This is a genomic window from Anoxybacillus kestanbolensis, from assembly GCF_001996285.1.
In the GTDB taxonomy this organism is placed as follows: Bacteria; Bacillota; Bacilli; order Bacillales; family Anoxybacillaceae; genus Anoxybacillus; species Anoxybacillus kestanbolensis_A.
Map to the genome: position 1 here is coordinate 491,038 of NZ_MQAD01000005.1, position 24,913 is coordinate 515,950.

Below are 24,913 nucleotides of genomic sequence, written 5' to 3' on the forward strand. Positions count from 1 at the left end.
AACTCTTACTCTACTCAACTAGCTCATAAATCATCATATTATATGTCTGACTTTTTTGTCAACTGTAAGTCTGGCCGAAGCTGGACGGCATCACGTAAATATATGTGGTGAATATCTTGCTGTGAGCGCTTCGTATGTACAGTCATCATGACGCGAATACATTTCGGCAATGCATGAGGAACGTTAATTTCTCGCATACACATAACAGGAACATACGTCCAACCATCGAAATGACGCAATGCCTTAGCTGGAAACGTGGCGTTTAAATCATCTGTCATCGAAATAAGAATGGATACAACATCTTCTGCATGTACATCGTTTTGACGAATCATTTCTGTCAGCAATCGCTTCGTCTCGTCTATAATTTCTCGTTCATCGTTATCATTTACCGTCGTTGCCCCGCGAATCGCTCGAATCACACTTTCCTCTCCCTTCTTCGGCAAACGCGTATAACCATCGCAATAGTTGTTCATCGCTTATTTGTTCAACACATACGGTTCCGATCTCTTTCATTAGCACCATACGCACCGTTTTATCTTTCGCTTTCTTATCTTTTTTCATTTTGTCGAGCAAACGTTCAGGCGATACGTGTGACGGAAGGGATGTCGGAAAACCGTAACGATGGAATAACGTCCGAAATGACGAATAAAAAAGCGGTTGATTGTAAAAACGCTCGCTCACAAAAATAGCAAATAACATGCCGAGGGCAACCGCATCTCCATGCGTCATTACCCCATAGCCGAGTTCACTTTCTAAAGCATGACCGAGCGTATGACCAAAGTTTAAATAAGCGCGAACCCCTTGCTCTTTTTCATCTTTGGCGACAATAGCTGCTTTAATTTCAATCCCTCTTTGAATCGCATATTGCAAACGATCGCCACGTAAATCATCTAGCTGTTGCACGTTCGCTTGTAACCAGCCGAAAAAAGCGCGATCATAAATTAAGGAGTGTTTCATAATTTCTGCGAAACCTGATCTCATTTCTCGTTCAGGAAGCGTATGGAGTAAGGAAATATCGTAAAAAACGAGTTCAGGCTGGTAAAAAGCTCCGATCATATTTTTTCCAAGCGGATGATTGATAGCCGTTTTTCCTCCAACAGCACTATCGTGCGCAAGTAGCGTTGTCGGTACTTGAATGAAACGAATGCCGCGCATATATGTCGCTGCAACAAAACCGGCTAAATCTCCGACGACCCCTCCCCCGAGCGCAACAATTAACGAATGACGATCGAGATGATTTGTTAACGCTGCCGTATGGCATGCATAAAATTGTTCAAATGACTTCGCTTCTTCTCCACTCGGAATAATATGCGTGTACACACGATCATACGTTTGATGGAGCGTTTTCTTCACGTCATCTAAGTAAAGCGAAGCAACGGTTTCATCTGTAATAATGAGCACAGCTGTTACATGCGGACAAACACGATCGATCACGCGATCGATCATATGCAGCACTTCATTTCCAATGACGACTTCGTACCGTTTTGATGGCGTATCAATGTGAATGCGTTTCATCATTAAAACTCCTTTGCGTACCGGCGCATCGCTTCGACATTTTCGATGATCAAATCGATGCGATCTTGTCCAAATTGTTCGACAATAGCATTCGCAATTTCCCATGCTACAACAGCTTCAGCCACGACGCTTGCTGCTGGGACTGCGCAACTATCAGAGCGTTCGATGCTTGCCGCAAACGGTTCTTTTGTCTCAATATCGACACTCATAAGCGGCTTATATAACGTCGGAATCGGCTTCATCACTCCGCGTACAACGATCGGCATACCCGTCGTCATCCCGCCTTCAAATCCGCCAAGTCGGTTCGTTTTGCGCGTATATCCCGTTTCTTCGTTCCATATAATTTCGTCGTGCACTTCGCTTCCAAAGCGACGTGCCGCTTCAAATCCGATACCGAACTCAACGCCTTTAAATGCGTTAATGCTCACGATCGCCGCGGCAATTTTTGCATCTAACTTTCGGTCGTAATGCACATAGCTCCCGACACCAACTGGAACACCTTCAACAATGACTTCGACAATTCCACCAATCGAATCGCCTTTTTCTTTCGCTTCATCAATGGCCGCCATCATCTTTTTTTCCGCTTCTGCATCAAAACAGCGAACAGGAGATTGTTCTGTCACTTGTTGTAATTCCTCAAGCGATGTGTATGCGGTATGTTCCGCCTTTACCCCACCAATTTCAACGACGTGACTGGCGATACGAATACCTAATTCTGCTAAAATACGCTTCGCTACCGCTCCTGCTGCCACCCGCACCGTTGTCTCACGTGCAGAAGAGCGCTCTAGCACATTGCGCATATCGCGATGACCATACTTTATTGCTCCATTTAAGTCCGCATGTCCCGGACGTGGGCGTGTTACTTTTCGTTTCACTTCTTCTGTATCATCAGTAAGCGGTTCGATACCCATAATGTTCGTCCAATGTTTCCAATCGCGATTTTCAACGACGAGTGTAATCGGAGAACCGAGCGTTTTTCCATGACGGACACCGCTTAAAATTTTTACTTCATCTTTTTCAATTTGCATGCGTCGCCCGCGACCATATCCTTTTTGTCGGCGCGCCAAATCTTCGTTAATATGTTCCGCTAAAAGCGTCAATCCTGCAGGGACGCCTTCAATAATGGTTGTTAACTGTGGACCATGTGATTCACCAGCTGTTAAGTACCGCAATTCTCTCTCTCCCTTCATCTCTTTAAAGCGATTATGTATGAATATAGCACATTTTTCCCGCGGACGTAACCCCTTAATTGCACAGAAAGCGACCGAATTCGGCCGCAACTACATTTTTCGATAAAAAAACGTATCTTCTACTTCAAAACCGTATGCCGTCGGATTAAAAATTTGTTCCGTACTACCAACGAAAAAAATTCCCCCAGGGCGAAGAGCGCGATTAAACTTTAAGTACAATTCATGTTTTGCTTCTTCCGTAAAGTAAATAAGTACGTTGCGGCAAACGATTAAGTCAAAACCTGTATCAAATGGATCGGCAAGCAAATTATGTTTTTTAAACGTCACTGTTCGTTTAATGTCATCGATAATTTTATAGTGAGATCCTTCTTTGACAAAAAATTTTTTCTTCACGTCCTCTGGCACTTCTTGAAGGGAACGCTCCATATAAATACCAAGCTTCGCACGAGCCATGGCGTTATCATCAATGTCAGTAGCTAATACAGATACTTGCGATAATGGCATGAACTTAGATAAAATAATGGCCAATGTATACGGTTCTTCTCCAGTTGAGCAGGCAGCGCTCCATACTTTTAACCGTTTGTTTTTTTCAAGAAGTTTCGGAATAATTTTTTTCTCCAACACTTCCCATCGTTTTGCATTGCGGAAAAATTCAGATACGTTAATCGTCATGCGGTCTAAAAACTCATGATACAACGCTTGGTCATGATTCATCGCCCGAAAAAATTCATCAAAATTTTTAAATCCTTTCTTTTCATAGAGAGAAGTTAATCGCCGTTTCATTTGCGCTTCTTTGTATAGTGCTAAATCGATGCCTGTTTTTCGTTTCACGTTTGCAATAAATTGTTGATAATCACTCATACAAAAAACTCCTCTTCCTTTTCTTTCATACATACAGTATAACGAAAATGTGAAAAAACAGAAATAAAAAAATAAAGATAGGCATGTGCCTACCTTTTTTAATATACCCACTCGTTCATTAGCTTGCTGTAGGAAACGAGTTCTTCTTCTTTGAAAAATAGTTGAATTTCGCGCGCCGCGCTCTCTTTCGAGTCAGAGCCGTGAATAATATTTTTTCCGACCGTTAAGCCGAAATCACCGCGAATTGTGCCTGGCAACGCTTCTTGTGGGTTCGTTTTCCCCATCATTTGACGAGCTGTTGCGATAACATTTTCGCCTTCCCATACCATCGCAAATACTGGACCGGACGTAATAAATTCAACGAGCTCACCGAAAAACGGACGCTCTTTATGCTCCGCATAATGTTGTTCAGCAAGTTCACGCGATACTTGCATCAACTTTGCACCAACAAGCTGAAAACCTTTGCGCTCAAAACGAGCAACGATGTCACCGATAACACCGCGTTGTACCCCATCTGGTTTGACCATTAGAAATGTTCTTTCCATGACGAATTCTCCACCCCTGATACGTTATGTATTGGAACTGACTCCCTTGCAATTATATCATTTCGTACGCAAATTAGCAATATTCGCCATGAAAACGATTTAATTTTTTAATATTTTCGCTTACCAATATACTTTGCAATGTTATAAAGCGCGGTCCAAGCACGGTTGCGTGGCAGTTTTTGTAACGTATCGAGTGCTTTTTGCAAATAGCGATCCCCAAGCTCATACGATTTTTCAATCGCATTTGTTCGCTTAATCCCATCAATGACATCCGCCATTTCACGATTTGTCGTATGTTCGTTTACTTTCATAATTTGTTCTTTTACCGTCCGCTCTTTCATTGCATATAAAACAGGGAGCGTCACATGCCCTTGTGATAAGTCGCTTCCTGCCGGTTTGCCGAGTTGTTTTTCTGTTCCAATGAAATCAAGAATGTCGTCTGTAATTTGAAACGACATACCGACGTAATAACCAAACCAATACAATGTTTTATGCACAGCTTCTGGCGCTCCTGCTACGACCGCGCCAAGTTGACAACTTGCCGCAATGAGCAACGCCGTTTTTCTTTTAATTCGTTGCAAATAGCGACGTAAATTTTGATCGAATCGATATTTATCACTAATTTGCTCAATTTCCCCTCGACATACTTCCACAATGGTGTTAGCTAAAATGCGGTGGGCAACTGGATCATCAATTTCGCACATTTGCTCAAGCGCCCGAGCGAACAAATAGTCACCAACATACATCGCGAACCGATCGCCCCATTTCGCTTGAATCGTCTCTTTTCCGCGTCGTAACATCGCCCCGTCAATCACATCGTCATGGACAAGAGATGCCATATGAATGAGCTCGAGCGCGACAGCTACTCGCTTCATCTTCTCAAAATGATATGTACCAAATTGTCCACCGAGCAAAACAAACACCGGTCGAATGCGCTTTCCACCCGCCTCAAGCAAATGTAACGATGCTTCATTGACGAGCGGATCAGACGCTTGCACGGTCAACTTTAATTGTTCTTCAATTTTGTTTAAATCCCCGTTCAAAAACGAATACATCGCTTTTAGCTTCATTATAATTCACCTTAACGTCCATCAGGTTTATGTCCGAGATGCATCGCTGCCACTCCAAACGTATACGGTTTCACTTGTACGTTTACAAAACCAGCCTGCCGAAACATATCCGCTAGCTCGTCCATTCCTGGAAATTCACGTGCTGACTCTTGCAACCACGAGTATTCTTCGTAACTTTTCGCGAAAATTTTCCCAAAAAAAGGCATGATATAACGAAAATACGCATAGTACAGCTGTCGAAAACCGATGAGCGTCGGTTGTGATGTTTCTAAACAAACAACTTTTCCGCCTGGTTTTACGACGCGATACATTTCTTTTAACACTGTCATATAATCAGGAACGTTTCGCAATCCGAAACCGATTGTGACATAATCGAACGTGTTATCAGGAAACGGCAAGCTCATCGCATTGCCATGTACGAGTGTCACGTGCTGAAAACCGCGTTCTTTTACTTTTTCCTCCCCAACCTTTAGCATATTACGACTAAAATCGAGTCCATACACTTCACCGTTAGGTCCAACGGCTTCGGCTAACGCGATCGTCCAATCTGCCGTTCCACAACATACATCGAGCGCTTTCGTTCCTTTTTGTACGTTCATTCGTTTCATCGTATCTTTCCGCCATGCGACATGACGTTTAAAGCTAATAACAGAATTCATCCGATCGTAATGATCAGAAATTTTTTCGAACACGCGATGCACACGTTCTTCTTTTGATTGTTGCATAAAATCCCCTTCTTTCAACTGAAATCAAACGAGGAGATGAGAGAATTGCTCTTTTACTTCTTTGTGTACATGAAACGGGAGAAGATCTTGTAATTTTCGCTTGCAGTGATCGATGTAATTCAAGGCCTCCAACTTCGCTCTCTCACGATAAACACGTTTTAGCGCAAATAAGTAATACGCCACTTCCCCCCACTCATGAGCATGAACATGTTCTGCAAGCTGCCGAAGCAACGCAGATTCAATGACAGCGATGCAATGAAAGCGCTCAAGATCATTTGACGACAATTGCTGCAAGCGAATTTTTTGTATATTGATCTCTTTAATCGCTTCGGCAAAACGACGAATGAGTGAAATGTCGTGTCGTCGCGCTAAAAAGTCGTAGTACAATCCGCTATATAAATCTCCCGCAAGTACAGTCAACTGCTTTTGTTGTGAAATTTGTTGCTCATCTACTTCATCATGGGTGTCAAGGGCGAGTTGAATTAACATCATAGCAAACACATAATCGAGCGCGATGTTTTCTTCCACTTGAGCCGAACGTAACATAGAAAGAGCAAACGATATACGATCCTCATCGATCATGCGTGGTTGTATATAGCGATCTACATACGAATGGGCGATTGCCCGTTGAATGCGCGTTCGTACTTGTTCGATTTGCTGTTGCATATTCATGACTCATCACCCTTGCTTCCCAAAAACTCAAACTTTATTATATCATAAACCTTCTTCACGTTAACGATGATTTTTCGCATCAGATTGGATTTCGCCATGTTGCGTTTGAATAAGTGCTTTTCCGCGCACTTTAATCGCTGATGTATGCTCTGTAAATTGCGCAATGAGCACTTCCCCTTGATCAAGCTTTTCAGAATGATGGAAGCGCGTATCTGAACCACGCGTTAACCCGATGACATTCACTCCGTCTTCTAACGCTTTAATCACCACATAATCACCTTGCATCATACAATCCCTCCTATTTAATCAGCGCTAATATTTCGGAACGAGCTTTGTCATCTGTTGCAAACGTTCCACGTACCGCAGTTGTAACTGTTTTCGCTCCTGGCTTTTTCACACCACGCATCGTCATACACATATGTTCAGCCTCAACAACAACCATCACCCCATGCGGTTCGAGTGTCTCCATAATGGCATCGGCTACCGTTGCTGTAATTCGTTCTTGTAATTGCGGTCGTCGCGCAACAGTTTCAACCGTTCGTGCTAGTTTGCTCAATCCCGTCACTTTTCCGCCACGTGGAATGTATGCGACGTGGGCCACACCAAAAAACGGAACGAGATGATGTTCACACATTGAGTAAAACGGAATGTCTTTGACGAGGACAAGTTCTTCATGGTCTTCACTAAATACCGTTTGCAAGTGCACTTTCGGATCTTCGGTTAAACCAGAAAACACTTCCGCATACATTTTTGCTACCCGCTTCGGTGTATCGAGCAACCCTTCACGATTTGGATCTTCGCCAATCGCTTCTAAAATTAAGCGAACCGCTTGTTCAATTTGTTGTACATTCATTTGTTGCATCCTCCTACCATTCAACTTCACGTAATCCGATTCTAGCATATAAAGATGAAAAAAGGCAAAAAAGAAGAGGCAGCTCGCAACCGGCTACCTCTTTTGGCTGTATGTAATTTCTTACTTTACAGCATCTTTTAACGCTTTCCCAGGTTTGAAAGCAGGAACTTTGCTTGCAGCAATCTCGATTTCTTCTCCTGTTTGCGGGTTGCGTCCCTTGCGCGCCGCACGCTCACGTACTTCGAAGTTACCAAAACCGATTAATTGCACTTTATCGCCGTTTTTAAGCGCTTCTGTAATTGCGTCAAAAACAGCATCAACCGCTTTAGATGCATCTTTTTTAGAAAGTCCGCTTGCTTCAGCTACCGCGTTGATTAATTCCGTTTTGTTCATGCCATTCACCTCCTCCCAAAGCATATGTATCATACATTACTTTCAGTTGTTTACACTTTCTATTGTTTCTATACATTAACATGCCTTATATTAACTGATTCTTGTTCATAATTCAACATTTTTCGAGTAAAATCATGCAATTTGCCTATTATTCTCCAACGAACCTAACATTTTCTGAATAAAGATTATCATATCGCGCTTTTTTACTGCAAGAGAAAATTTTTGTTTCAAAGCAAAAAAGACCCCAAACGGAGTCTTTTTATAAAATGATCGCAATTAGTCCACCGGAGCCTTCGTTAATGATACGCTCTAACGTTTCTTTTAATTTATAACGGGCATTTTCAGGCATAAGTGCTAGTTTCGCTTGAATGCCCTCGCGAACAATGGAGCTGAGCGAACGACCAAAAATATCAGAGTTCCAAATGGAAAGCGGATCGTCCTCAAAATCTTGCATTAAGTAACGGACGAGCTCTTCGCTTTGTTTTTCTGTTCCGATAATCGGTGCAAATTCCGATTCCACATCCACTTTAATCATATGAATGGACGGTGCCACAGCTTTTAGCCGCACGCCAAAGCGAGATCCTTGACGAATAATTTCCGGTTCATCTAAGCTCATATCAGAAAGCGACGGAGCAGCAATGCCATAACCTGTTTGTTTCACCATGCGAAGCGCATCGGCAATTTGATCGTATTCCGCTTTCGCATAAGCAAAATCTTGCATTAATTGCAACAAATGATCTTTCCCGCGAATTTCAACACCGACAACTTCTTTTAAAATTTGATCGTACAACTCATCTGGAGCATATAAATCAATTTCGGCAATGCCTTGCCCCATTTCAATGCCAGCTAAACGTGCTTCGTCAATAAAGTCATATTCGCTAAATTGCTGCACAACGCGGTCGACATCGCGCAATCGCTTAATATCTTTCACAGTATCACGCACCGCATCTTGATAGCTCTCACGCAACCAATGGTTTTCGCGCAATACCATTACCCAGTTTGGTAAATTGACGTTCACCTCTAATACTGGAAATTCATATAATGCTTCACGGAGCACTTGATACACATCGGCTTCCCGCATTCCTTCCACACTCAAGGCTAGCACTGGAATGTCGTATTTTTCGCTTAATTGCTGTTTTAGCGTTTCTGTTTCTGGATGTTGTGGACGTACTGTATTGATAATCATAATAAACGGCTTACCAACTTCCTTTAATTCGTTGACGACACGTTCTTCCGCTTCGACATAATTTTCGCGCGGAATTTCTCCAATCGAGCCATCGGTTGTAATGACAACACCAATCGTCGAATGTTCTTGAATAACTTTTCGTGTACCGATTTCTGCCGCTTCTTGAAACGGAATTGGTTCTTCATACCATGGTGTATGAATCATGCGCGGCCCGTTTTCATCTTCAAACCCTTTTGCGCCTTGTACAGTATAACCGACACAATCGACAAGACGAATGTTCACTTCAAGTCCATCGTCTACTTTTACTTTTACCGCTTGGTTTGGAACAAATTTCGGTTCTGTCGTCATAATCGTTTTTCCCGCCGCACTTTGTGGCAGTTCGTCTTGTGCCCGAGCTTTATCTGCTTCATTTTGAATATTCGGAATGACAACAAGTTCCATAAACTTTTTAATAAATGTCGATTTTCCTGTTCGAACAGCACCGACAACTCCTAAATAAATATCTCCGCCTGTTCGTTCAGCAATATCTTTAAAAAGATCGACCTTTTCCAACTGCCTTCCCTCCCTTATATTTAAAACATATGAGGACATTATATGCATATGTTGTTGTCCTATTTGTTTATGACTAAAAAAATCCCTTCTCTAAAATGTATTTATTTAGAGAAGGGATCATGACTTATTTCACAAGAAAAATTGGCTCTTTTTTCTTTTCATCAATCGTATAAGGAAGGGAATATGCAGGCACGAAAAGCGAATGCTTGACAAGCAAATCGCGAATATCGTCCCCGTATCGATAGTTATGCGCCTCTGTCTGCAGTTTTTCGTACAAATCCATGCGGTAGTCGATATAAATTTCTCCTTTGCCGTCAATAATGAGCGGAAGATTTTTTCCTGAATATGGGCTGACGACATGAGGAGGTGCATCTAAACGAAGTTTTTTGTAATCGAGCGTAAATACCCCTTTCGCTAACATCTCTTTAAATGGCGGGTAACCATGAGCGTCTTGATACATACGAATGCGCAATTTTAAATCGCGAATCGCTTCTGCCGCTCTTAAGTCTAGTAATTTTACTGTCGGATTTGTTTCTACATCAACAAGAACATATTGATACACCCCGCCGCTTTCAAATGCGTTTCCTGGCGGTTCAGCCATATATCGCGGCACAAGCAAATTGAAATCAATCGGATATTTTTGATAAATGGGTGTAGACATATCACGTGTTTTAATTGGTAGTAATCCACCTGTCGCCTGTCGATACTCATTTACAGCTTGTTGCACACGATCAACTTGTTCTTTATACGGGATTTCGTTTTGTGCTAATCGTTCTTGCGGATATAAACATCCAGATAATAAGACCGATAAAATAGCAATCATTATAGAATATAGCCACTTTTTCATCTTTCATCCATCCTTTTATTCTTGAACCGGCCCGCTAAATACGACAAATACGATAATAAGGCCAGCGATGATCATACTTATGTATGCAATCGTCGCTAAAATGATTTTGATAATCTTGTTTTTTACCTTATATCGACTAAAATAAATCGAAAATACGGCAACAAACATTAACCCGATTCCTGTTAATGAAATCCACATTTTTAAAAGACCTGGTGACATCGCTCTCCCTCTCTTTCTTTGATCCCGTCGTTACATAAAAAAGCTGAAGTAAAGCGGGGCGTCTTTACTTCAGACGATGACTAAACATGCACCATCCATTCAAGTCTGAGAATGTTTTCATAGCATTGTATGCAATATCTATAACAAAGCGCTCTTCACATGCCTATTTCAAAGAAAATTATAGCGAAATGTTTGCCAAATCTTCAAGTTCTGACGTTTTTCCACGCGCCATCAACGAATCTACTGCACTTTTTACATCTTTTCCGTTAAACAACACATCGTAAAGCGCATTTGTAATTGGCATATCGACGTTCATTTTTTTCGCTAACTGATAGGCAGCTTTAGTCGTTCGCACCCCTTCGACAACCATTCCCATATTCGCTAGCACGTCATCAAGCGCATATCCTTTGCCAAGCAAATTGCCCGCACGCCAGTTGCGCGAATGAATGCTTGTGCACGTCACAATTAAATCACCGATCCCCGTCAATCCTGCAAATGTTAGCGGATTGGCACCGAGACGGCTACCGAGACGAGCCATTTCCGCAAGCCCGCGCGTCATAAGCGCCGCTTTGGCATTATCCCCATAACCAAGCCCATCCGTAATGCCAGCAGCTAGCGCAATAATGTTTTTTAACGCCCCACCAATTTCTACTCCGATTAAATCTGGGTTTGTATATACGCGAAAATATTGATGATTCATAAATAAATCTTGAATGCGTTCAGCCGCTTCCATGTTTTTCGATGACACCGTCACCGTTGTTGGGTGACGTAAACTGACTTCCTCGGCGTGACTTGGGCCCGATAAAACGACAACATCTTGCAAATGTTCGCCCATTTCTTCTTCGATAATTTCTGAAATGCGCTTATTTGTGTCTGGCTCAATACCTTTGCTAACCGAAACGATCGTAATGGGCTGTTTCAAGCACGGACGAACGCGCTGCAACACTTCACGAATCGCTTTTGTCGGAACAGCTAATATAACCGTTTCAATCCCTTCAAGCGCTTGGGCAAGATCGGTATAACCAACAATCGCCTCAGGAAGATGAATGTTTGGTAAATATTTTTCATTCGTATGTTTTTCGTTAATTTCGTCGATTTGTTCTTGGCGCTGACCCCAAAGCCGAACGTCATGTCCATTATCAGCAAGAACGATCGCTAAAGCTGTGCCCCAACTACCTGCACCTAATACAGTAACCATGTTATCCCCCCTTAATTTCGTGGGCGTGCAATGATTTTGATCGGTGTTCCTTCAAATCCGAACGTATCACGAATACGGTTTTCTAAAAAGCGCTCATACGAAAAATGCATGAGTTCAGGATCGTTGACAAATACAACGAACGTCGGTGGTTTTACTGCAACTTGCGTCATATAGTAAATTTTTAATCGTTGGCCATTATGTGTCGGTGTCGGATTCATCGCAATCGCATCCATAAGCACTTCATTTAATACATTTGTTTGGACACGCATCGCATGATTTTCGCTTACCATTTGAATAACAGGAAGCAACTTATGCAACCGTTGTTTCGTTTTTGCAGAAACGAATACAATCGGGGCATAATCAAGAAATTGAAAATGGTCACGAATATTTTTCTCAAACTCATTCATCGTCTTTTCGTCTTTTTCGATCGCATCCCACTTGTTCACAACGATCACGACACCACGGCCAGCTTCATGCGCATACCCAGCGATTTTTTTATCTTGCTCAATAATCCCTTCTTCAGCGTTAATGACGACAAGCACCACATCGGAACGCTCGATCGCTTTTAGCGCTCGCAATACACTATATTTTTCGGTGCTTTCATACACTTTTCCTCTTTTGCGCATCCCTGCTGTATCAATAATGACATATTCTTGTCCATCTCTCTTAAACGTCGTATCGATCGCATCGCGCGTCGTTCCTGCGATATCGCTCACAATGACCCGTTCTTCCCCTAAAATAGCGTTAACAAGTGATGATTTTCCAACGTTCGGACGACCGATTAAACAAAACTTTATAACATCCGCATCGTATTCTTTCGTTTCACGCTTAGGAAAATGAGCAACGACCGCATCGAGCAAATCTCCGATGCCTAGTCCGTGCGTGCCAGAAATCGGAATCGGCTCTCCGAATCCGAGCGTATAAAAGTCATAAATGTTTTCACGCATGTCTGGATTGTCAATTTTGTTTACGGCTAGAACGACCGGTTTGTTAGAACGATATAAAATTTTCGCTACTTCTTCGTCTGCTGCTGTGACGCCATCTCGACCGTTTGTCATAAAAATGATGACGTCCGCTTCGTCGATCGCAATTTCTGCCTGTTGGCGAATTTGTGTTAATAACGGCTCATCGCCAATATCAATCCCACCTGTATCAATAATGTTAAACGTTGTATTTAACCACTCCGCACTACTATAAATTCGATCACGCGTTACTCCTGGTACATCTTCTACAATGGAAATACGTTCCCCCACAATACGGTTAAAAATCGTTGACTTTCCGACATTCGGACGACCAACGATCGCTACAACTGGTTTCGACATATTCTCACACTCCTTCACTAAAATTCGAAACCGGAACAAAAAAGAAGCCCTTCCATTGAAGGGGCTAGCTTTCCCATTTTATCAAAAAAATCAATGTTTCACAATAATGAGCAAATCATCGCTTAAGGCGTGGGCAATGCCGTCTAAAATCGCCTCTAAATTGGCTGCGATGCGCTGCATTTCTTCATCGGTTTCACAAACGAACGTCACCCCGCCCGCCACTTTATGTGGTGACGTCGTAATGACAGCTAAAATCATTTTTTCTACGGTCATTTTAACACCTTCCCTGCTTGATTCGTTTCAGACTTCGTCGGCATGCGAATCGCATTTTCTAACGTCGGTACGTTACGAATGATCGCTTTTGCTTTTTCGATATCTTTTTCTTGCGGTAAAATAAAAATGCCTACTCGACCATCATCTAAATCACGCTTCGCAAGCGGCACAAGCGCTGGCGTGCCCGAGTCGCGATACACGCCTAATGCTGTTGAAATATCATGTAAAATTGCTTGGCGTTGACCAAGATTTGCAATTGTAGAGCGAGCGTTAAAGTTTTTCGGCTTTAAAATAAAGCCCATGCCATACCGTAAAATTTCTTCGCGACGTGCTTCTAACCCGATATTCATGATGTAAATATTATCAACATACAACCCCGCCCCTTTAAAGTGTGGTTTTACATATTCCACTTCGACAATATCACCAATCCGACTGCCGGACATGAATTTGCGAGCAAAAATAAATGAAATGGCAGCCGCAACAATTCCAAGCCATATATTCCAAACTAAATAAGCAAACGTGCTTAAAAATGACGCAAAAATAACCAAATAGTTTCTCCCTTCAAAAACAATCGCAATCCCTTCAATGTACGTCTTGCCGCGCGGAACAAGCTCGTATTGGTCAAGCTCATTTAACGTATTCCGTTCCATGTTGCGCACATCACGAAACTGCGAAGCAGCTAATGCTAAAAATGTGATAGCTGCAAACTCTTTCTCCATAATGGCGGGTACCGCAATCGTTCCAAGTCCAGCAGCAATAAAACCAAGTGCAATATGAATAATTTTCCCATGCAAATACGTCGGATATTGACGATAGTCCGTTTTTAATAAATATAGACGCGTTAACACACCGACGGTTACGCCAAATAAAATCGGGTACGTATATTCGTTCACGTCTTAACCTCCCTTGCTCGTTTTTGAAATCGTGCATCAATGTATATCGGTAACTGTTCAAGCCATTGCCATCCAAATAAACAAGCGCTCGCTAACGCCCATCCATCTAAAAAAGAAAGAGAACCGATCAAATGGGGAAAGGAAAATTGCTTTAACACAAATGCGTATAAGAAATCACCTTGACAACAACCAACCGTTAACACAAGTAAGCGATCATAAAATGACCGATATAACGCAAACGATGCAAATAAAAGTGCTAACGCCAGCAACCATGTTGCTTCAGTAAACACCCAAACCGGATCAAATAACAATAAAAAATGAAATGCGGCATACAACATAGTCAAACTGGCACTAGCGAACGCAAAATAAATGAACGCTTTTCCCCTTTGCCTCATTACAAAAAAATAACTAACGATGAGCATGAGAATGTAAGCAAGTGAAACAGAGAACGAATACACCGTTATCTCATGAATAGATAGCGTAATTAACAATAAAACATATAGACAGATCAATAGACGAGTGCGGTTTTTCGGAGCAAAAAACGTGTAAACAATCCATAAAAACCAAAGAAGCCAATAAAAATAACTTCCTTCCACCATAACACCTCCACTTTCCATTATGTCTTATTTTTAAAAATTTAATCTCTGTATGTGAAAAAAGAGAGCGGGCAAAATAAAATAAGCAAGGAGGGATCAAGATGGGGAAAGATCGTCAAGAAAAGAAGTTGAAACAGTCGCGTCGCGTCGAATCTGATCGCGATCCAGCGAAAAATTTTAAAGGAAGCACAAAAACAGAAAAATAACGATCTACACAACAAAAGGTGCCCCGCTTTTTTCGGGACACCTTTTTTCATGGGCGCTGGCTGTAACGCGTCGTGTCGATGCCGCGTTCGTGCAACCAATGATGCGTTTTTCCTGTAATGACGACAGGAACTTTTTGTAAGTCAAAAATCGTTCGAGTACCTAGTGCGGTCATAATGACCGTTAAATCTTCGTGCAACTGATTGATGTCTGCCATAAGCGCGTCCACTCCTTTTTCAATCAAGAGACGCAACATATAGCCCGCCATGCCTACCGCAGAAGCACCAAGAGCAATACACTTGGCCACATCGAGTGCATGTTGTACTCCTCCGCTTCCGATAATGCTTATACGCTGGACTTCGGACGCCACTTCCGCAATCGATGCTGTCGTTGTTATTCCCCATTCGTTAAAGTAATCAAGTTGGTTTTCACGTCGCTTATTCTCGATTTGCGCAAAATTTGTCCCCCCAAAGCCTCCGACATCAACAGCACATACACCTATATCCTCTAACTTCCGTGCCGTCTCTTTGCTCATTCCAAATCCGACTTCTTTTACGATCACAGGCACATCAACAGCAGAGACAATTTGTTCAATGCGTGAAAGCGCCCCGCAAAAATTGCGATCTCCTTCAGGCATCACTAACTCTTGAACGACATTTAAATGAATTTGAAGCGCATTCGCCTCGATCATATCGATTGCACGTTTCGCCTCGTCAACCGTTGCCTCGCTACCTAAATTGGCGAATACAATACCATGCTTATTGACTTGACGAATAATGGTAAACGACTGTTGCTCTCGCTCATCTTTTAAAGCTGCCATCTGCGAACCAACGGCCATGGCTAAGCCATATTCATTTGCGACATAAGCAAGCTGTTCATTAATTTTTGTCGTCTCCGCACCTCCACCGCCCGTCATCGCATTAATAAAAATCGGCGAACGTAAAGAAAGTTCGCCGATTTTTGTTTGCAAATCGATATGAGCAGTGGATATATTCGGCAAGCTATTGTGCACAAATGTCACATCTTCAAATCCGTGCAAGCGACGTTGTCCTGTTGCGAGCGCGTATTCAATATGTTGTAATTTTCGTTTTGCACGTTCCACTGCGATCACCATGTTATTTTAATTTTTTTAACTGCTCTCCAATCACTTCGCCAATTTGGAATCCTGTCGTTTCTGTTAAAGTTGTATATTCACGATAGTCTTCTTGTACGTCATCTTCAAGCAACTCACGAATGCTTAACGACAAACGTTTCTCTTGTTCGTTTACGGCAAGCACTTTTACTTTTACGACGTCGCCTTCTTTCAACACTTCATGCGGCGTACCAATATGTTTCGTTGCAATGTGAGAAATATGAACAAGACCTTCGACGCCTGGGAACACTTCGACAAACGCTCCAAATGGAGCTAAACGTTTGACTGTGCCTTCGAGTACGTCACCTTCTTTTATTTTTTGTTCAATGCCGTCCCAAGGCGCTGGAAGCGCAGCTTTCATTGATAAAGAAACGCGTCCGCTTTCTTCATCAATTGCAAGCACTTTCACTTTTACAACATCGCCTTCTTTTACAACATCTGACGGATGATCTACACGTGTATGAGCAAGTTGAGAAATATGTACAAGACCATCAATGTCGCCAATATTGACGAACACACCGAAGTTGGCCATGCGTACTACCGTTCCTTCAAGCACTTGACCGACTTGAAGCGACTGTAATGCAGCTTTCTTTTTGGACGACTCCTCTTCTTCTACAACCGCGCGATGTGATAAGACAACGCGATTTTTTTCGCGGTCAAGCTCAACGACTTTTACCGTTAATGTACGTCCTTTGTAGTCTGTAAAATCTTCAACAAAATCTTTTTCAACAAGCGATGCCGGAATAAATGCACGGACACCAACATCCGCTACAAGTCCACCTTTTACAATATCTTTCACCACTACGTCAAACGTGTCGCCATTTGCAAGTTTTCTCTCTAACTCTTCCCATGCTTTTTCGGCATCTGCAGCTTTTTTCGATAAAATAAGCGCTTCATCTTCTACTTTTTTTACTTTTGCGATGACCGTATCCCCAATTGATAGTACATCGCTCGCTTTCTCGATATGAAGGCTTGATAGCTCACTAATTGGGATAATACCAACTAGCTTGCTTCCTTCGACATCGACAAGCACTTGCTTGTCTTCTACTTTTGTTACTTGACCTTTCACTGTGTCACCTACTTCATAGACACGCACATCGACTTGATTCATCTCTTCCATAGTGAATACCTCCTTACACTCCACACCTGCTCAACGACAGAAATATATGTTCAATGGGCGAACATCAGTATGCTCGTCCATTCGACACGAAGAAAAAACTTCCTTTTTTACTAATCTGTATTAAAACAGTCGTTTTGTCAAGTCATAACTATTGATGTTCATTTAAAAGTTGTTGAATATGTTCCATAATAACTGCCGTTACTTCATCGGCGCTCGCTCTTCTTTCCCGCCATGACGTAAAATCAATGGGCGCACCGTATACGACCTTTAACTTTTTCCCAACACGATAAGGACCGATAATAGCGCATGGTACAACAACCGCTTCGCTACGCAACGCAAAAAAACCTGCTCCTGCTAACCCTTTTTTTAATTTCCCGTCTTTGCTTCGTGTTCCCTCAGGAAATAATCCAAGTACTTTTTTCTCCTTCAGTAAAGCTAAGCCTGTTCTAAGCGCTTCACGATCCCCCATTCCACGACGAACAGGAAACGCACGAAGGCGTGAAACGAGTTGTTTTACAACCGGTGTGCGAAACAGTTCCTCTTTTGCCATAAAATGAACAGGGCGCGGACATGTAATACCGACGATCGGTGGATCTAGGTTGCTAATGTGATTGGCGCAAATAATGACAGCACCTTCTTTTGGAATATGTTCCACTCCGCTTACTTCAATTCGGTAAAGCGGAGTCAGCACTTGTTTCACAATTGTGCGGGCAAACGTGTAAAAACTCACTACCCTTCCACCCTTTCTCGAACAATGCGCATAATACGATCAACCACTTCATCGATCGATAACGATGTCGTATCAATTTCAATCGCGTCTTCTGCTTTTTTTAGCGGAGCAACTGCACGCTCAGAATCGATTTGATCACGCCGAGCAATTTCTTCTTTCAGCTGCTCGAAGTCAGACGGAATGCCTCTTAAGACGTTTTCTTCATGCCGACGTTTCGCGCGTTCTTCAACAGAGGCAAGTAAAAAAATTTTCACTTCAGCATGTGGCAACACGTGCGTACCGATATCGCGGCCGTCCATGACGACACCGCCATGTTGCCCTAACTCCCGCTGGCGTTTTACCATTTCTTCGCGGACAGATGGGTGTTTTGCCACATACGATACGTTGTTTGTGACGTCATTTGTTCGAATGGCTTCGGTCACATTTTCACCATTTGCAAATACGAGTTGTCCACTCGGTGACGGCTTTAATTCAATATATGTATCATGAAGTACATTCATTAATTGTTTTTCGTTATGAACATCTACACCGCGCTGAAGCGCGCAATATGTTAAGGCGCGATACATCGCTCCTGTATCAATATAGACATAAGATAAAGCTTCTGCTAATCGTTTCGCGACCGTGCTTTTTCCAGCAGCCGCCGGTCCGTCAATCGCGATCGAAATTTTCTTTTCCATAATGCCTCCTGTAAAACATTTTGTTTTCAATATAAAAAGCAGGAACGCTCCTGCCTTTTACATTGTACCATACCGCTTATCTTTGGTCGAATGTTTCAATCGTTTTTGTTTCAGAATTTTTTATGACACCTTCGTAATGAACGACTTTTACAATATAAGGAGCCAACGATGAATGAGAAACAATAAATTGAGCAAGGAGTAAAAAAATAAATTGAATGATTGCTAATTTCCATAACATACGTTCAACGCGCTTCACTTCTTTCCCTCCGCACCATTTTATTCTTATTATGGGAGAAGGAGTGCGCGTTTATGCGTCAAGTTGCTCCTTTTTTCTTAGTTCAAGTTGTTTTTCAAAGCTGTAACGAATTAATGTGAGACGATCAACATCGTTCACTTCCAAAAACTGCAAGGATGCTTTTACGACGTTTTCCTCAAATATACGCACAACACGGGCAGGAAAATGTAAATAATGATAATCCCCTGAACGCATATGTAGCACAAGCCAAATTTCAATGGTCATCCCGTGTTTGATTCCTGTTTCTCTATGGGGTAATACAATTGCTGCCCCACCTGCACTTATGTCGCTTGTGACGGTCGTAAATGGGACAAACTCATCTTGTAACGGATGAATCGCTACATCAACAATCGCATCGACACGCACGAACTGACGACGTTGAATACGAAGAAGTTGATTGTCTCCAGGATATGATAAAATGAGCAACGGAATGTTTCGTTTTGTGCGACCTAGCACTTCCGCTTCAAACGCATATACTGCTTCATCTTCTCCGACAAAACTGACCTTTAGCTGCGTTCCGTCTAACAAAAATGCTGTACGATTTGTGCTCATATCAATTGGATAATCAATGTAAATTTTCCCATCTTCTATTTCAGCCACTTTACACTTATACTTTTCCATATGTTCGCTATATTTTAGTTCAAGCGTTAACGGCACCCCAATTTTAATCAATGTGTAAATCCCCCTCACTAAAACATTTCCGTTATATGAAAAATACACCTCATAGCATTTTCAATTTGACAATAACATGATACCATCAAAATGAAAAGAAAAGAATTGGGAACGAGGAAGAAATTATGTGGGCTATTATTTCTGCGGGGATTGCCCCCGGATTAGCGTTGCTCAGTTATTTTTATTTGAAGGACGAATACGAAACCGAACCGTTATCACTTGTTTTACGCATGTTTTTATACGGTGCATTTTTAGTTTTTCCACTTATGTTTATTCAACACGTTTTAAAAGTTGAGCATATGTTGCCCAACCATTTTGTTGAAGCGTTTTTATCAACGGGTTTATTGGAAGAATTTTTTAAATGGTTTGTGTTTTACTATGCCATTTATGATCATCGGGAATTTAATGAACCGTATGATGGCATTGTGTATGGAGTAAGTGTATCGCTCGGGTTTGCTACGCTTGAAAACATTTTATATTTATTTGCCAACGGCGTTGAATTTGCAGTAACCCGCGCGCTTTTACCTGTATCGAGCCATGCGCTATTCGGCGTCATTATGGGTTTTTATTTAGGAAGAGCAAAATTTAGTTTGCCGAAGAAAGAAAAAAATTATATATGGTTGTCTTTCCTTCTCCCATTTTTATTTCACGGCATATACGACTACATTTTATTGACACAAGAACACTGGATTTATTACATGCTTCCATTTATGATTTTTTTATGGTGGCTCGCTTTACGAAAAGTAAAACTTGCAAGAGGAATGTCGATAGAGATCCCTCAATCATCAAGCCAGGCGTAACGCTTGGCTTTTTATTATGTTTTGTTATGTATAAAAACGTCATTGTGACAAAAAATATCGTCAAAAGGTATTGTTTACACATCAAGGGAGGAGTCACAATGCGCAAATGGTTCATTTGTTTGTTTTTAATCTTTTCGTTCAGTTATACATCGCAAGTGCACGCGTTTTCTAAACAAGTTATCCAGCGCGGAGCTGTCGGTGACGATGTCATCGAACTACAAGCAAGATTGCAATATCTCGGCTTTTATCGAGGGAAAATTGATGGAGTATTTGGTTGGCGAACGTATTGGGCGTTACGAAACTTTCAATACAAATTTAAATTGCCCGTAGATGGTTTAGCCGGAGAAACGACAAAGAAAAAATTAGTGCGAGCTTCAAAATATTACAAATCATTTGTTCATAACAATTTGCGAAAAGGAAATACATTTACTCATTACGGTGGCGTTCCGCTAAGCAAACAAGTAAAAGTACGGCAAACAAAAGCCAAAAATCAAACAACTGCGAAAAAAACGACAAATACACGTAGCAACTCTAAACAAACAGCCGTAAAACGTGTCAAAGCAGCTGCGGTAAATGTGCCAAACGGGTTTTCCCAAAATGATATACAATTGATGGCCAATGCTGTACACGGAGAGGCTCGCGGTGAACCGTACATCGGACAAGTAGCTGTTGCAGCAGTTATTTTAAACCGCATAAATAGCCCTTCGTTTCCGAATACTGTCGCCGGTGTCATTTTTGAACCGGGGGCGTTTACAGCTGTTGCAGACGGGCAAATTTGGCTCACCCCAAACGAAACGTCTCGCAAGGCGGTACTTGATGCGTTAAACGGCTGGGATCCGTCGGGCGGAGCGTTATATTATTTTAATCCAAATACAGCGACAAACGGTTGGATATGGAGCCGTCCACAAATTAAACGAATTGGAAGACACATTTTCTGTAAATAGGAGGGGAGTTTTTTGCTACGTATTTTACTTATTGCAGCACTATCTATTGGCATCGCCGGAACAGCATATTGGGGATATCGGGAACACCAACAAAAAAATGCGATTTTAATTCACGCAGAAAACAATTATCAACGAGCTTTTCATGATTTAACTTATCAAATCGACTTACTGCACGATCAAATCGGAACAACATTAGCGATGAACTCCCGACAATCGCTATCACCTGCGCTTGCAGAAGTATGGCGCCTCGCTTCCGAAGCGCACGCAACTGTTGGGCAATTACCACTTTCTCTTTTGCCGTTTAATAAAACAGAAGAATTTTTATCGAATATTGGTTCATTTAGCTATCGTGCCGCCATTCGCGATTTAGATAAACAACCGTTAAATGCAGAGGAATATAAAACATTGCAACAACTATACAAAAAATCTGCTGATATTCAACAAGAGTTACGAAACGTCCAGCATCTTGTATTAGAAAACAACTTGCGCTGGATGGATGTCGAGTTGGCACTTGCGACAAACAATCGTCCAAACGACAACACCATTATAGATGGATTTAAAACGGTAGAGAAAAATGTTCAATCTTATAATGAAACTGATTTCGGTCCTTCGTTCACAAGCGTAGAAAAAAGAGAAAAAGGATTTGAACATATTTCTGGAAAAAAGATTACGGAAGCAGAAGCAAAACAAATCGCAAAAACGTTTCTCGGTTTAAAAGGGAATGAAAAAATTGAAGTCGTTCATAGCGGAAAAGGTGCAAGTGATGCATTTTATAGTGTGACGATTAAAAATCCGAAAACGAAGAGTGAAACGTATATGGATATTACCGAAAGAGGAGGATATCCAATTTGGGTCATTGAAAATCGTCCTGTTAATAAACAAAACATCAGTTTAAACGAAGCGACGATGCGCGGGCTTCAGTTTTTAAAGCAACATAAATTTAACAACTTTGAATTGTACGAAAGCACTCAATACGATCACGTTGCTATGCTCACGTTCGTCACAGCAAAAGATGGCGTTCGTATTTATCCTGAATCGATTAAAATGAAAATCGCACTAGATGATGGAAACATTATCGGCTTTTCCGCTCGCGATTACTTATCGTCAAAACGTGAACGAACGATTCCAAAACCAGCAATTTCAATTGAGCAAGCGCGCAAAAAAATGAATCCGAATGTTACCATTATGGAAGAAAGAAAGGCGATTATTATGAACAATATGAATGAAGAAGTGCTTTGCTATGAATTTTTAGGAACGCTCGGAGATGACACATATCGCATTTTTATTAATGCGCAAAATGGAATTGAAGAAAAGGTAGAAAAACTTCAAAATCCTGAACCGATATACGGTGAAATATAAGGGGCTGACAATTAGCCCCTTTTTTCTGTTGTTTCAATAATCGCCTCTTTCATAATAGCGATCATCGCCCCTAGTTGCTCAAACGTACTAGCTAACGGTGGCATAAAAACGATCACATCGCCGAGCGGGCGTGTTAACATCCCTTTTTCTCTCATCGTTAATGTCGTTCTATACCCCATCCGTTCCGTCCACGGATACGGTTCGTGTGTACGGCGATCACGCACAAGTTCGATGCCACACATGAGTCCAAGCTGACGTACATCACCGACATGATTAAGTTCATTAAACGATGCAAGCTGTTCAGCGACAAATGTGGCTTTTTGTTCTATTTGTTCTATCAGTCGCTCACGTTCAAAAATTTGTATATTTGCTAAAGCAGCGGCACAACCGAGCTGGTTTCCTGTGTAAGAATGTCCATGGAAAAACGTTTTAAACTCTGTATAGTCGCCATAAAATGCTTCATAAATCGCTTCGGTCGTCAATGTAGCAGCAATCGGCAAATAACCGCCCGTAATGCCTTTTGCCACCGTCATGATGTCAGGTTGCACATCTTCATGCTCGATCGCAAATCGTTTTCCTGTTCGGCCAAAACCGGTAGCTACTTCATCGACAATGAATAAAATGTTATATTGCCGACATAATTGTTCTACCCCTTTTAAATATCCTTTTGGCATGACATGCATACCACCTGCCCCTTGAATCATTCCTTCAACAATCATGGCGGCAATTTCTTCATGATGTTCAGCAAATAACGCTTCTAATGCACCTAACGCCTCATCACGCACAACGTTCGGATCGTTGCTTGGATGGCGATAGACGAGCGGAAACGGTGCTTTATAGCTCGTAAACATAAGCGGTTCATATACGGTATGAAAAAGATCAATCGCTCCGACGCTAATGGCGCCGACTGTATCTCCGTGGTACCCATTTGTTAATGTGACAAATTTTTGTTTTTTATGTTCTCCGATGTTTCGCCAATATTGAAAGGCAATTTTGAGCGCAATTTCTACAGCTTCTGCTCCACTGTCTGAATAAAATACGCGCGTTAAATGACTTGGCGTCCATTCGATTAGCTTTTCGGCTAATGCAATGGCAGGAATATTCGCTGCCCCTAACAGCGTTGAATGAGCAATACGTTCAAGCTGAGCACGAATGGCATCATCAATTTCTTTTTTTCGATGTCCATGAACGTTTAACCAAAGAGATGAATATCCGTCATAATATGTTTTTCCGTTTACATCCGTCAAAAAAATGCCTTCCCCGCTTTCGATAACGAGCGGATGTTGTTCATAATCTTTCATTTGTGTAAACGGCAACCATAAATATGTTTTACTTTTTTCAATCCACTCGTTCATTGCCACCATTCCTTTCTCCATACAATTTGTTGATGTGAAAAGTTTGTCATATGCGGAATTTCGCCGATCACCGGAACATGTGTCATCGCTTCAATCATTCGTATGTTTTCTTGTTCAATTTCATTTTTTGGTGTAGAAAAGCCGTTCATAATAATGCCAGCTATTTGTAAACCAAATGCTTTCGCATATTCCACTGTCAGCACCGTATGATTGATCGTTCCAACGCTTGCTCGCGCGACGATGATTAACGGAAGATGTAGCAGTTGAGCTAAATGGGCAATGAGAAACGACTTATCAACGAGTGGAACCGCAATTCCTCCTGCTCCTTCAACAAGCACGAAATCATAAGTTTGTTGCAGTTGATGGACGTGTGCCACAATGTGATCAGGCTCGATTGTCACTCCGTCGATTTTTGCAGCAAGATGCGGCGAACAAGGAGTTTGTAGTAAGTATGTACATCCATCTTCATCAGTCACATCAATCACTTTTCGGTACACGTCGACATCAGGCGCGATCCACTTCCCGTCTTGCCATTGCGCTCCACTTTGCACAGGCTTATAAGCTATCACACGTATACGCTTGTCAACAAGCGTGCGCAACATACAAGCAGTGACAAATGTTTTTCCTACGTCTGTATCTGTCCCTGTAATAAAAAAACCTTTCATTATGCTCCTCTCCCCCCTTATTTGTCAACCTATATTTTATTACAGTTAAC

Annotated in this window: 31 protein-coding genes; 4 read left to right on the forward strand and 27 right to left on the reverse strand. The window is 41.8% G+C overall.

Annotated elements, in window-relative coordinates; all coding sequences use genetic code 11:
• Positions 1-38: 38 nt before the first annotated feature.
• The 19 genes from aroH to BO219_RS04905 all read right to left on the reverse strand — a co-directional run bounded on the left by aroH (position 39) and on the right by BO219_RS04905 (position 14,910).
• Complete coding sequence (gene aroH, locus BO219_RS04815) at positions 39-419, reverse strand: chorismate mutase (protein ID WP_004889854.1); 381 nt, start codon at positions 417-419, stop codon at positions 39-41.
• Entirely contained in the window at positions 382-1,518 is a 1,137-nt protein-coding gene (aroB, locus tag BO219_RS04820; protein ID WP_077428611.1) for a 3-dehydroquinate synthase, read from the reverse strand. Before aroB ends, aroH begins: the two co-directional genes overlap by 38 nt.
• Positions 1,518-2,687: a chorismate synthase gene (gene aroC / locus BO219_RS04825; RefSeq protein ID WP_077428612.1), complete on the reverse strand. Its 1,170-nt coding sequence runs from the start codon at positions 2,685-2,687 to the stop codon at positions 1,518-1,520. Before aroC ends, aroB begins: the two co-directional genes overlap by 1 nt.
• 108 nt (positions 2,688-2,795) lie before the next feature.
• Positions 2,796-3,566, reverse strand: coding sequence for a CheR family methyltransferase (locus BO219_RS04830; RefSeq protein ID WP_077428613.1), 771 nt, complete (start codon positions 3,564-3,566; stop codon positions 2,796-2,798).
• 98 nt (positions 3,567-3,664) lie between these two features.
• Positions 3,665-4,111, reverse strand: coding sequence for a nucleoside-diphosphate kinase (gene ndk / locus BO219_RS04835; RefSeq protein ID WP_004889845.1), 447 nt, complete (start codon positions 4,109-4,111; stop codon positions 3,665-3,667).
• Between the two features lie 107 nt (positions 4,112-4,218).
• A complete protein-coding gene (hepT, locus tag BO219_RS04840; protein WP_077428614.1) occupies positions 4,219-5,181 on the reverse strand; it encodes a heptaprenyl diphosphate synthase component II in 963 nt (320 codons plus the stop codon).
• Positions 5,182-5,192: 11 nt separating this feature from the next.
• On the reverse strand, positions 5,193-5,906 hold the full coding sequence (locus BO219_RS04845) for a demethylmenaquinone methyltransferase (protein ID WP_077428615.1): 714 nt from the start codon (positions 5,904-5,906) through the stop codon (positions 5,193-5,195).
• A 24-nt stretch (positions 5,907-5,930) separates the two neighbouring features.
• The gene (locus tag BO219_RS04850; RefSeq protein ID WP_077428616.1) at positions 5,931-6,578 is read right to left on the reverse strand and encodes a heptaprenyl diphosphate synthase component 1; all 648 of its coding nucleotides are present in this window, start codon (positions 6,576-6,578) and stop codon (positions 5,931-5,933) included.
• Positions 6,579-6,638: 60 nt separating this feature from the next.
• On the reverse strand, positions 6,639-6,866 hold the full coding sequence (gene mtrB, locus BO219_RS04855; protein WP_004889838.1) for a trp RNA-binding attenuation protein MtrB: 228 nt from the start codon (positions 6,864-6,866) through the stop codon (positions 6,639-6,641).
• A 10-nt stretch (positions 6,867-6,876) separates the two neighbouring features.
• Entirely contained in the window at positions 6,877-7,440 is a 564-nt protein-coding gene (folE, locus tag BO219_RS04860; protein WP_077428617.1) for a GTP cyclohydrolase I FolE, read from the reverse strand.
• Positions 7,441-7,551: 111 nt separating this feature from the next.
• A complete protein-coding gene (locus BO219_RS04865; RefSeq protein ID WP_003394524.1) occupies positions 7,552-7,824 on the reverse strand; it encodes an HU family DNA-binding protein in 273 nt (90 codons plus the stop codon).
• Positions 7,825-8,083: 259 nt separating this feature from the next.
• On the reverse strand, positions 8,084-9,562 hold the full coding sequence (gene spoIVA / locus BO219_RS04870) for a stage IV sporulation protein A (RefSeq protein ID WP_006319427.1): 1,479 nt from the start codon (positions 9,560-9,562) through the stop codon (positions 8,084-8,086).
• Positions 9,563-9,686: 124 nt separating this feature from the next.
• Positions 9,687-10,409, reverse strand: coding sequence for a hypothetical protein (locus BO219_RS04875; RefSeq protein WP_077428618.1), 723 nt, complete (start codon positions 10,407-10,409; stop codon positions 9,687-9,689).
• A 15-nt stretch (positions 10,410-10,424) separates the two neighbouring features.
• Complete coding sequence (locus BO219_RS04880; protein ID WP_004889822.1) at positions 10,425-10,628, reverse strand: DUF2768 domain-containing protein; 204 nt, start codon at positions 10,626-10,628, stop codon at positions 10,425-10,427.
• 178 nt (positions 10,629-10,806) lie between these two features.
• A complete protein-coding gene (locus tag BO219_RS04885; protein WP_077428619.1) occupies positions 10,807-11,826 on the reverse strand; it encodes an NAD(P)H-dependent glycerol-3-phosphate dehydrogenase in 1,020 nt (339 codons plus the stop codon).
• Between the two features lie 11 nt (positions 11,827-11,837).
• On the reverse strand, positions 11,838-13,148 hold the full coding sequence (der, locus tag BO219_RS04890; RefSeq protein WP_006319424.1) for a ribosome biogenesis GTPase Der: 1,311 nt from the start codon (positions 13,146-13,148) through the stop codon (positions 11,838-11,840).
• A 90-nt stretch (positions 13,149-13,238) separates the two neighbouring features.
• Positions 13,239-13,421, reverse strand: coding sequence for a capping complex subunit for YIEGIA (locus BO219_RS04895; protein WP_004889819.1), 183 nt, complete (start codon positions 13,419-13,421; stop codon positions 13,239-13,241).
• The gene (locus tag BO219_RS04900) at positions 13,418-14,314 is read right to left on the reverse strand and encodes a YIEGIA family protein (RefSeq protein WP_077428620.1); all 897 of its coding nucleotides are present in this window, start codon (positions 14,312-14,314) and stop codon (positions 13,418-13,420) included. The genes BO219_RS04895 and BO219_RS04900 overlap by 4 nt, the downstream gene beginning before the upstream one ends.
• On the reverse strand, positions 14,311-14,910 hold the full coding sequence (locus BO219_RS04905) for a YphA family membrane protein (protein WP_077428937.1): 600 nt from the start codon (positions 14,908-14,910) through the stop codon (positions 14,311-14,313). Before BO219_RS04905 ends, BO219_RS04900 begins: the two co-directional genes overlap by 4 nt.
• A gap of 101 nt (positions 14,911-15,011) precedes the next feature.
• Between BO219_RS04905 and BO219_RS14415 the strand changes: the two genes are divergently transcribed.
• Positions 15,012-15,116: a YpzI family protein gene (locus tag BO219_RS14415; protein ID WP_091700416.1), complete on the forward strand. Its 105-nt coding sequence runs from the start codon at positions 15,012-15,014 to the stop codon at positions 15,114-15,116.
• 47 nt (positions 15,117-15,163) lie between these two features.
• Here BO219_RS14415 and fni read toward each other — a convergent pair whose 3' ends face one another.
• From fni to BO219_RS04935, 6 genes are all read right to left on the reverse strand, one after another.
• Positions 15,164-16,216 carry a type 2 isopentenyl-diphosphate Delta-isomerase gene (gene fni / locus BO219_RS04910; RefSeq protein WP_077428621.1) on the reverse strand — a complete coding sequence of 351 codons (1,053 nt, stop codon included), beginning with the start codon at positions 16,214-16,216 and terminating at the stop codon, positions 15,164-15,166.
• A gap of 13 nt (positions 16,217-16,229) precedes the next feature.
• Positions 16,230-17,366, reverse strand: coding sequence for a 30S ribosomal protein S1 (gene rpsA / locus BO219_RS04915; protein ID WP_077428622.1), 1,137 nt, complete (start codon positions 17,364-17,366; stop codon positions 16,230-16,232).
• A 148-nt stretch (positions 17,367-17,514) separates the two neighbouring features.
• Entirely contained in the window at positions 17,515-18,096 is a 582-nt protein-coding gene (locus BO219_RS04920; RefSeq protein WP_077428623.1) for a lysophospholipid acyltransferase family protein, read from the reverse strand.
• Positions 18,096-18,773: a (d)CMP kinase gene (cmk, locus tag BO219_RS04925; protein ID WP_077428624.1), complete on the reverse strand. Its 678-nt coding sequence runs from the start codon at positions 18,771-18,773 to the stop codon at positions 18,096-18,098. Before cmk ends, BO219_RS04920 begins: the two co-directional genes overlap by 1 nt.
• Before the next feature lie 76 nt (positions 18,774-18,849).
• Entirely contained in the window at positions 18,850-19,029 is a 180-nt protein-coding gene (locus tag BO219_RS04930; RefSeq protein ID WP_006319402.1) for a YpfB family protein, read from the reverse strand.
• 51 nt (positions 19,030-19,080) lie between these two features.
• Positions 19,081-19,740 (reverse strand): flagellar brake protein, encoded by a 660-nt coding sequence (locus BO219_RS04935; RefSeq protein ID WP_077428625.1) that lies wholly within the window; start codon positions 19,738-19,740, stop codon positions 19,081-19,083.
• A 125-nt stretch (positions 19,741-19,865) separates the two neighbouring features.
• Between BO219_RS04935 and prsW the strand changes: the two genes are divergently transcribed.
• The 3 genes from prsW (at position 19,866) to ypeB (ending at position 22,843) form a co-directional block, all read left to right on the forward strand.
• Positions 19,866-20,540 (forward strand): glutamic-type intramembrane protease PrsW, encoded by a 675-nt coding sequence (prsW, locus tag BO219_RS04940; protein ID WP_077428626.1) that lies wholly within the window; start codon positions 19,866-19,868, stop codon positions 20,538-20,540.
• 98 nt (positions 20,541-20,638) lie between these two features.
• Positions 20,639-21,484, forward strand: coding sequence for a spore cortex-lytic enzyme (gene sleB / locus BO219_RS04945; RefSeq protein WP_226373765.1), 846 nt, complete (start codon positions 20,639-20,641; stop codon positions 21,482-21,484).
• A 12-nt stretch (positions 21,485-21,496) separates the two neighbouring features.
• Positions 21,497-22,843 carry a germination protein YpeB gene (ypeB, locus tag BO219_RS04950; protein ID WP_077428628.1) on the forward strand — a complete coding sequence of 449 codons (1,347 nt, stop codon included), beginning with the start codon at positions 21,497-21,499 and terminating at the stop codon, positions 22,841-22,843.
• 11 nt (positions 22,844-22,854) lie between these two features.
• On the opposite strand, the gene bioA is transcribed toward ypeB, so the two are convergent.
• Together bioA and bioD are read right to left on the reverse strand one after the other, a co-directional pair.
• Positions 22,855-24,219, reverse strand: coding sequence for an adenosylmethionine--8-amino-7-oxononanoate transaminase (gene bioA / locus BO219_RS04955; RefSeq protein ID WP_077428629.1), 1,365 nt, complete (start codon positions 24,217-24,219; stop codon positions 22,855-22,857).
• Positions 24,195-24,863: a dethiobiotin synthase gene (gene bioD, locus BO219_RS04960; protein ID WP_077428630.1), complete on the reverse strand. Its 669-nt coding sequence runs from the start codon at positions 24,861-24,863 to the stop codon at positions 24,195-24,197. The genes bioA and bioD overlap by 25 nt, the downstream gene beginning before the upstream one ends.
• Positions 24,864-24,913 lie beyond the last annotated feature (50 nt).

Bases quoted from the DNA above. Each gene is read 5' to 3' on its own strand.
- hepT (WP_077428614.1), bottom strand. From the start codon at position 5,181: ATGAAGCTAAAAGCGATGTATTCGTTTTTGAACGGGGATTTAAACAAA.
- folE (WP_077428617.1), bottom strand. From the start codon at position 7,440: ATGCAACAAATGAATGTACAACAAATTGAACAAGCGGTTCGCTTAATT.
- sleB (WP_226373765.1), top strand. From the start codon at position 20,639: ATGCGCAAATGGTTCATTTGTTTGTTTTTAATCTTTTCGTTCAGTTAT.
- BO219_RS04885 (WP_077428619.1), bottom strand. From the start codon at position 11,826: ATGGTTACTGTATTAGGTGCAGGTAGTTGGGGCACAGCTTTAGCGATC.
- ndk (WP_004889845.1), bottom strand. From the start codon at position 4,111: ATGGAAAGAACATTTCTAATGGTCAAACCAGATGGGGTACAACGCGGT.
- BO219_RS04845 (WP_077428615.1), bottom strand. From the start codon at position 5,906: ATGCAACAATCAAAAGAAGAACGTGTGCATCGCGTGTTCGAAAAAATT.
- BO219_RS14415 (WP_091700416.1), top strand. From the start codon at position 15,012: ATGGGGAAAGATCGTCAAGAAAAGAAGTTGAAACAGTCGCGTCGCGTC.
- bioD (WP_077428630.1), bottom strand. From the start codon at position 24,863: ATGAAAGGTTTTTTTATTACAGGGACAGATACAGACGTAGGAAAAACA.
- BO219_RS04895 (WP_004889819.1), bottom strand. From the start codon at position 13,421: ATGACCGTAGAAAAAATGATTTTAGCTGTCATTACGACGTCACCACAT.
- bioA (WP_077428629.1), bottom strand. From the start codon at position 24,219: ATGGAGAAAGGAATGGTGGCAATGAACGAGTGGATTGAAAAAAGTAAA.
- mtrB (WP_004889838.1), bottom strand. From the start codon at position 6,866: ATGATGCAAGGTGATTATGTGGTGATTAAAGCGTTAGAAGACGGAGTG.
- prsW (WP_077428626.1), top strand. From the start codon at position 19,866: ATGTGGGCTATTATTTCTGCGGGGATTGCCCCCGGATTAGCGTTGCTC.
- BO219_RS04850 (WP_077428616.1), bottom strand. From the start codon at position 6,578: ATGAATATGCAACAGCAAATCGAACAAGTACGAACGCGCATTCAACGG.
- BO219_RS04865 (WP_003394524.1), bottom strand. From the start codon at position 7,824: ATGAACAAAACGGAATTAATCAACGCGGTAGCTGAAGCAAGCGGACTT.
- BO219_RS04830 (WP_077428613.1), bottom strand. From the start codon at position 3,566: ATGAGTGATTATCAACAATTTATTGCAAACGTGAAACGAAAAACAGGC.
- aroB (WP_077428611.1), bottom strand. From the start codon at position 1,518: ATGATGAAACGCATTCACATTGATACGCCATCAAAACGGTACGAAGTC.
- BO219_RS04875 (WP_077428618.1), bottom strand. From the start codon at position 10,409: ATGAAAAAGTGGCTATATTCTATAATGATTGCTATTTTATCGGTCTTA.
- der (WP_006319424.1), bottom strand. From the start codon at position 13,148: ATGTCGAAACCAGTTGTAGCGATCGTTGGTCGTCCGAATGTCGGAAAG.
- cmk (WP_077428624.1), bottom strand. From the start codon at position 18,773: ATGGAAAAGAAAATTTCGATCGCGATTGACGGACCGGCGGCTGCTGGA.
- rpsA (WP_077428622.1), bottom strand. From the start codon at position 17,366: ATGGAAGAGATGAATCAAGTCGATGTGCGTGTCTATGAAGTAGGTGAC.
- BO219_RS04880 (WP_004889822.1), bottom strand. From the start codon at position 10,628: ATGTCACCAGGTCTTTTAAAAATGTGGATTTCATTAACAGGAATCGGG.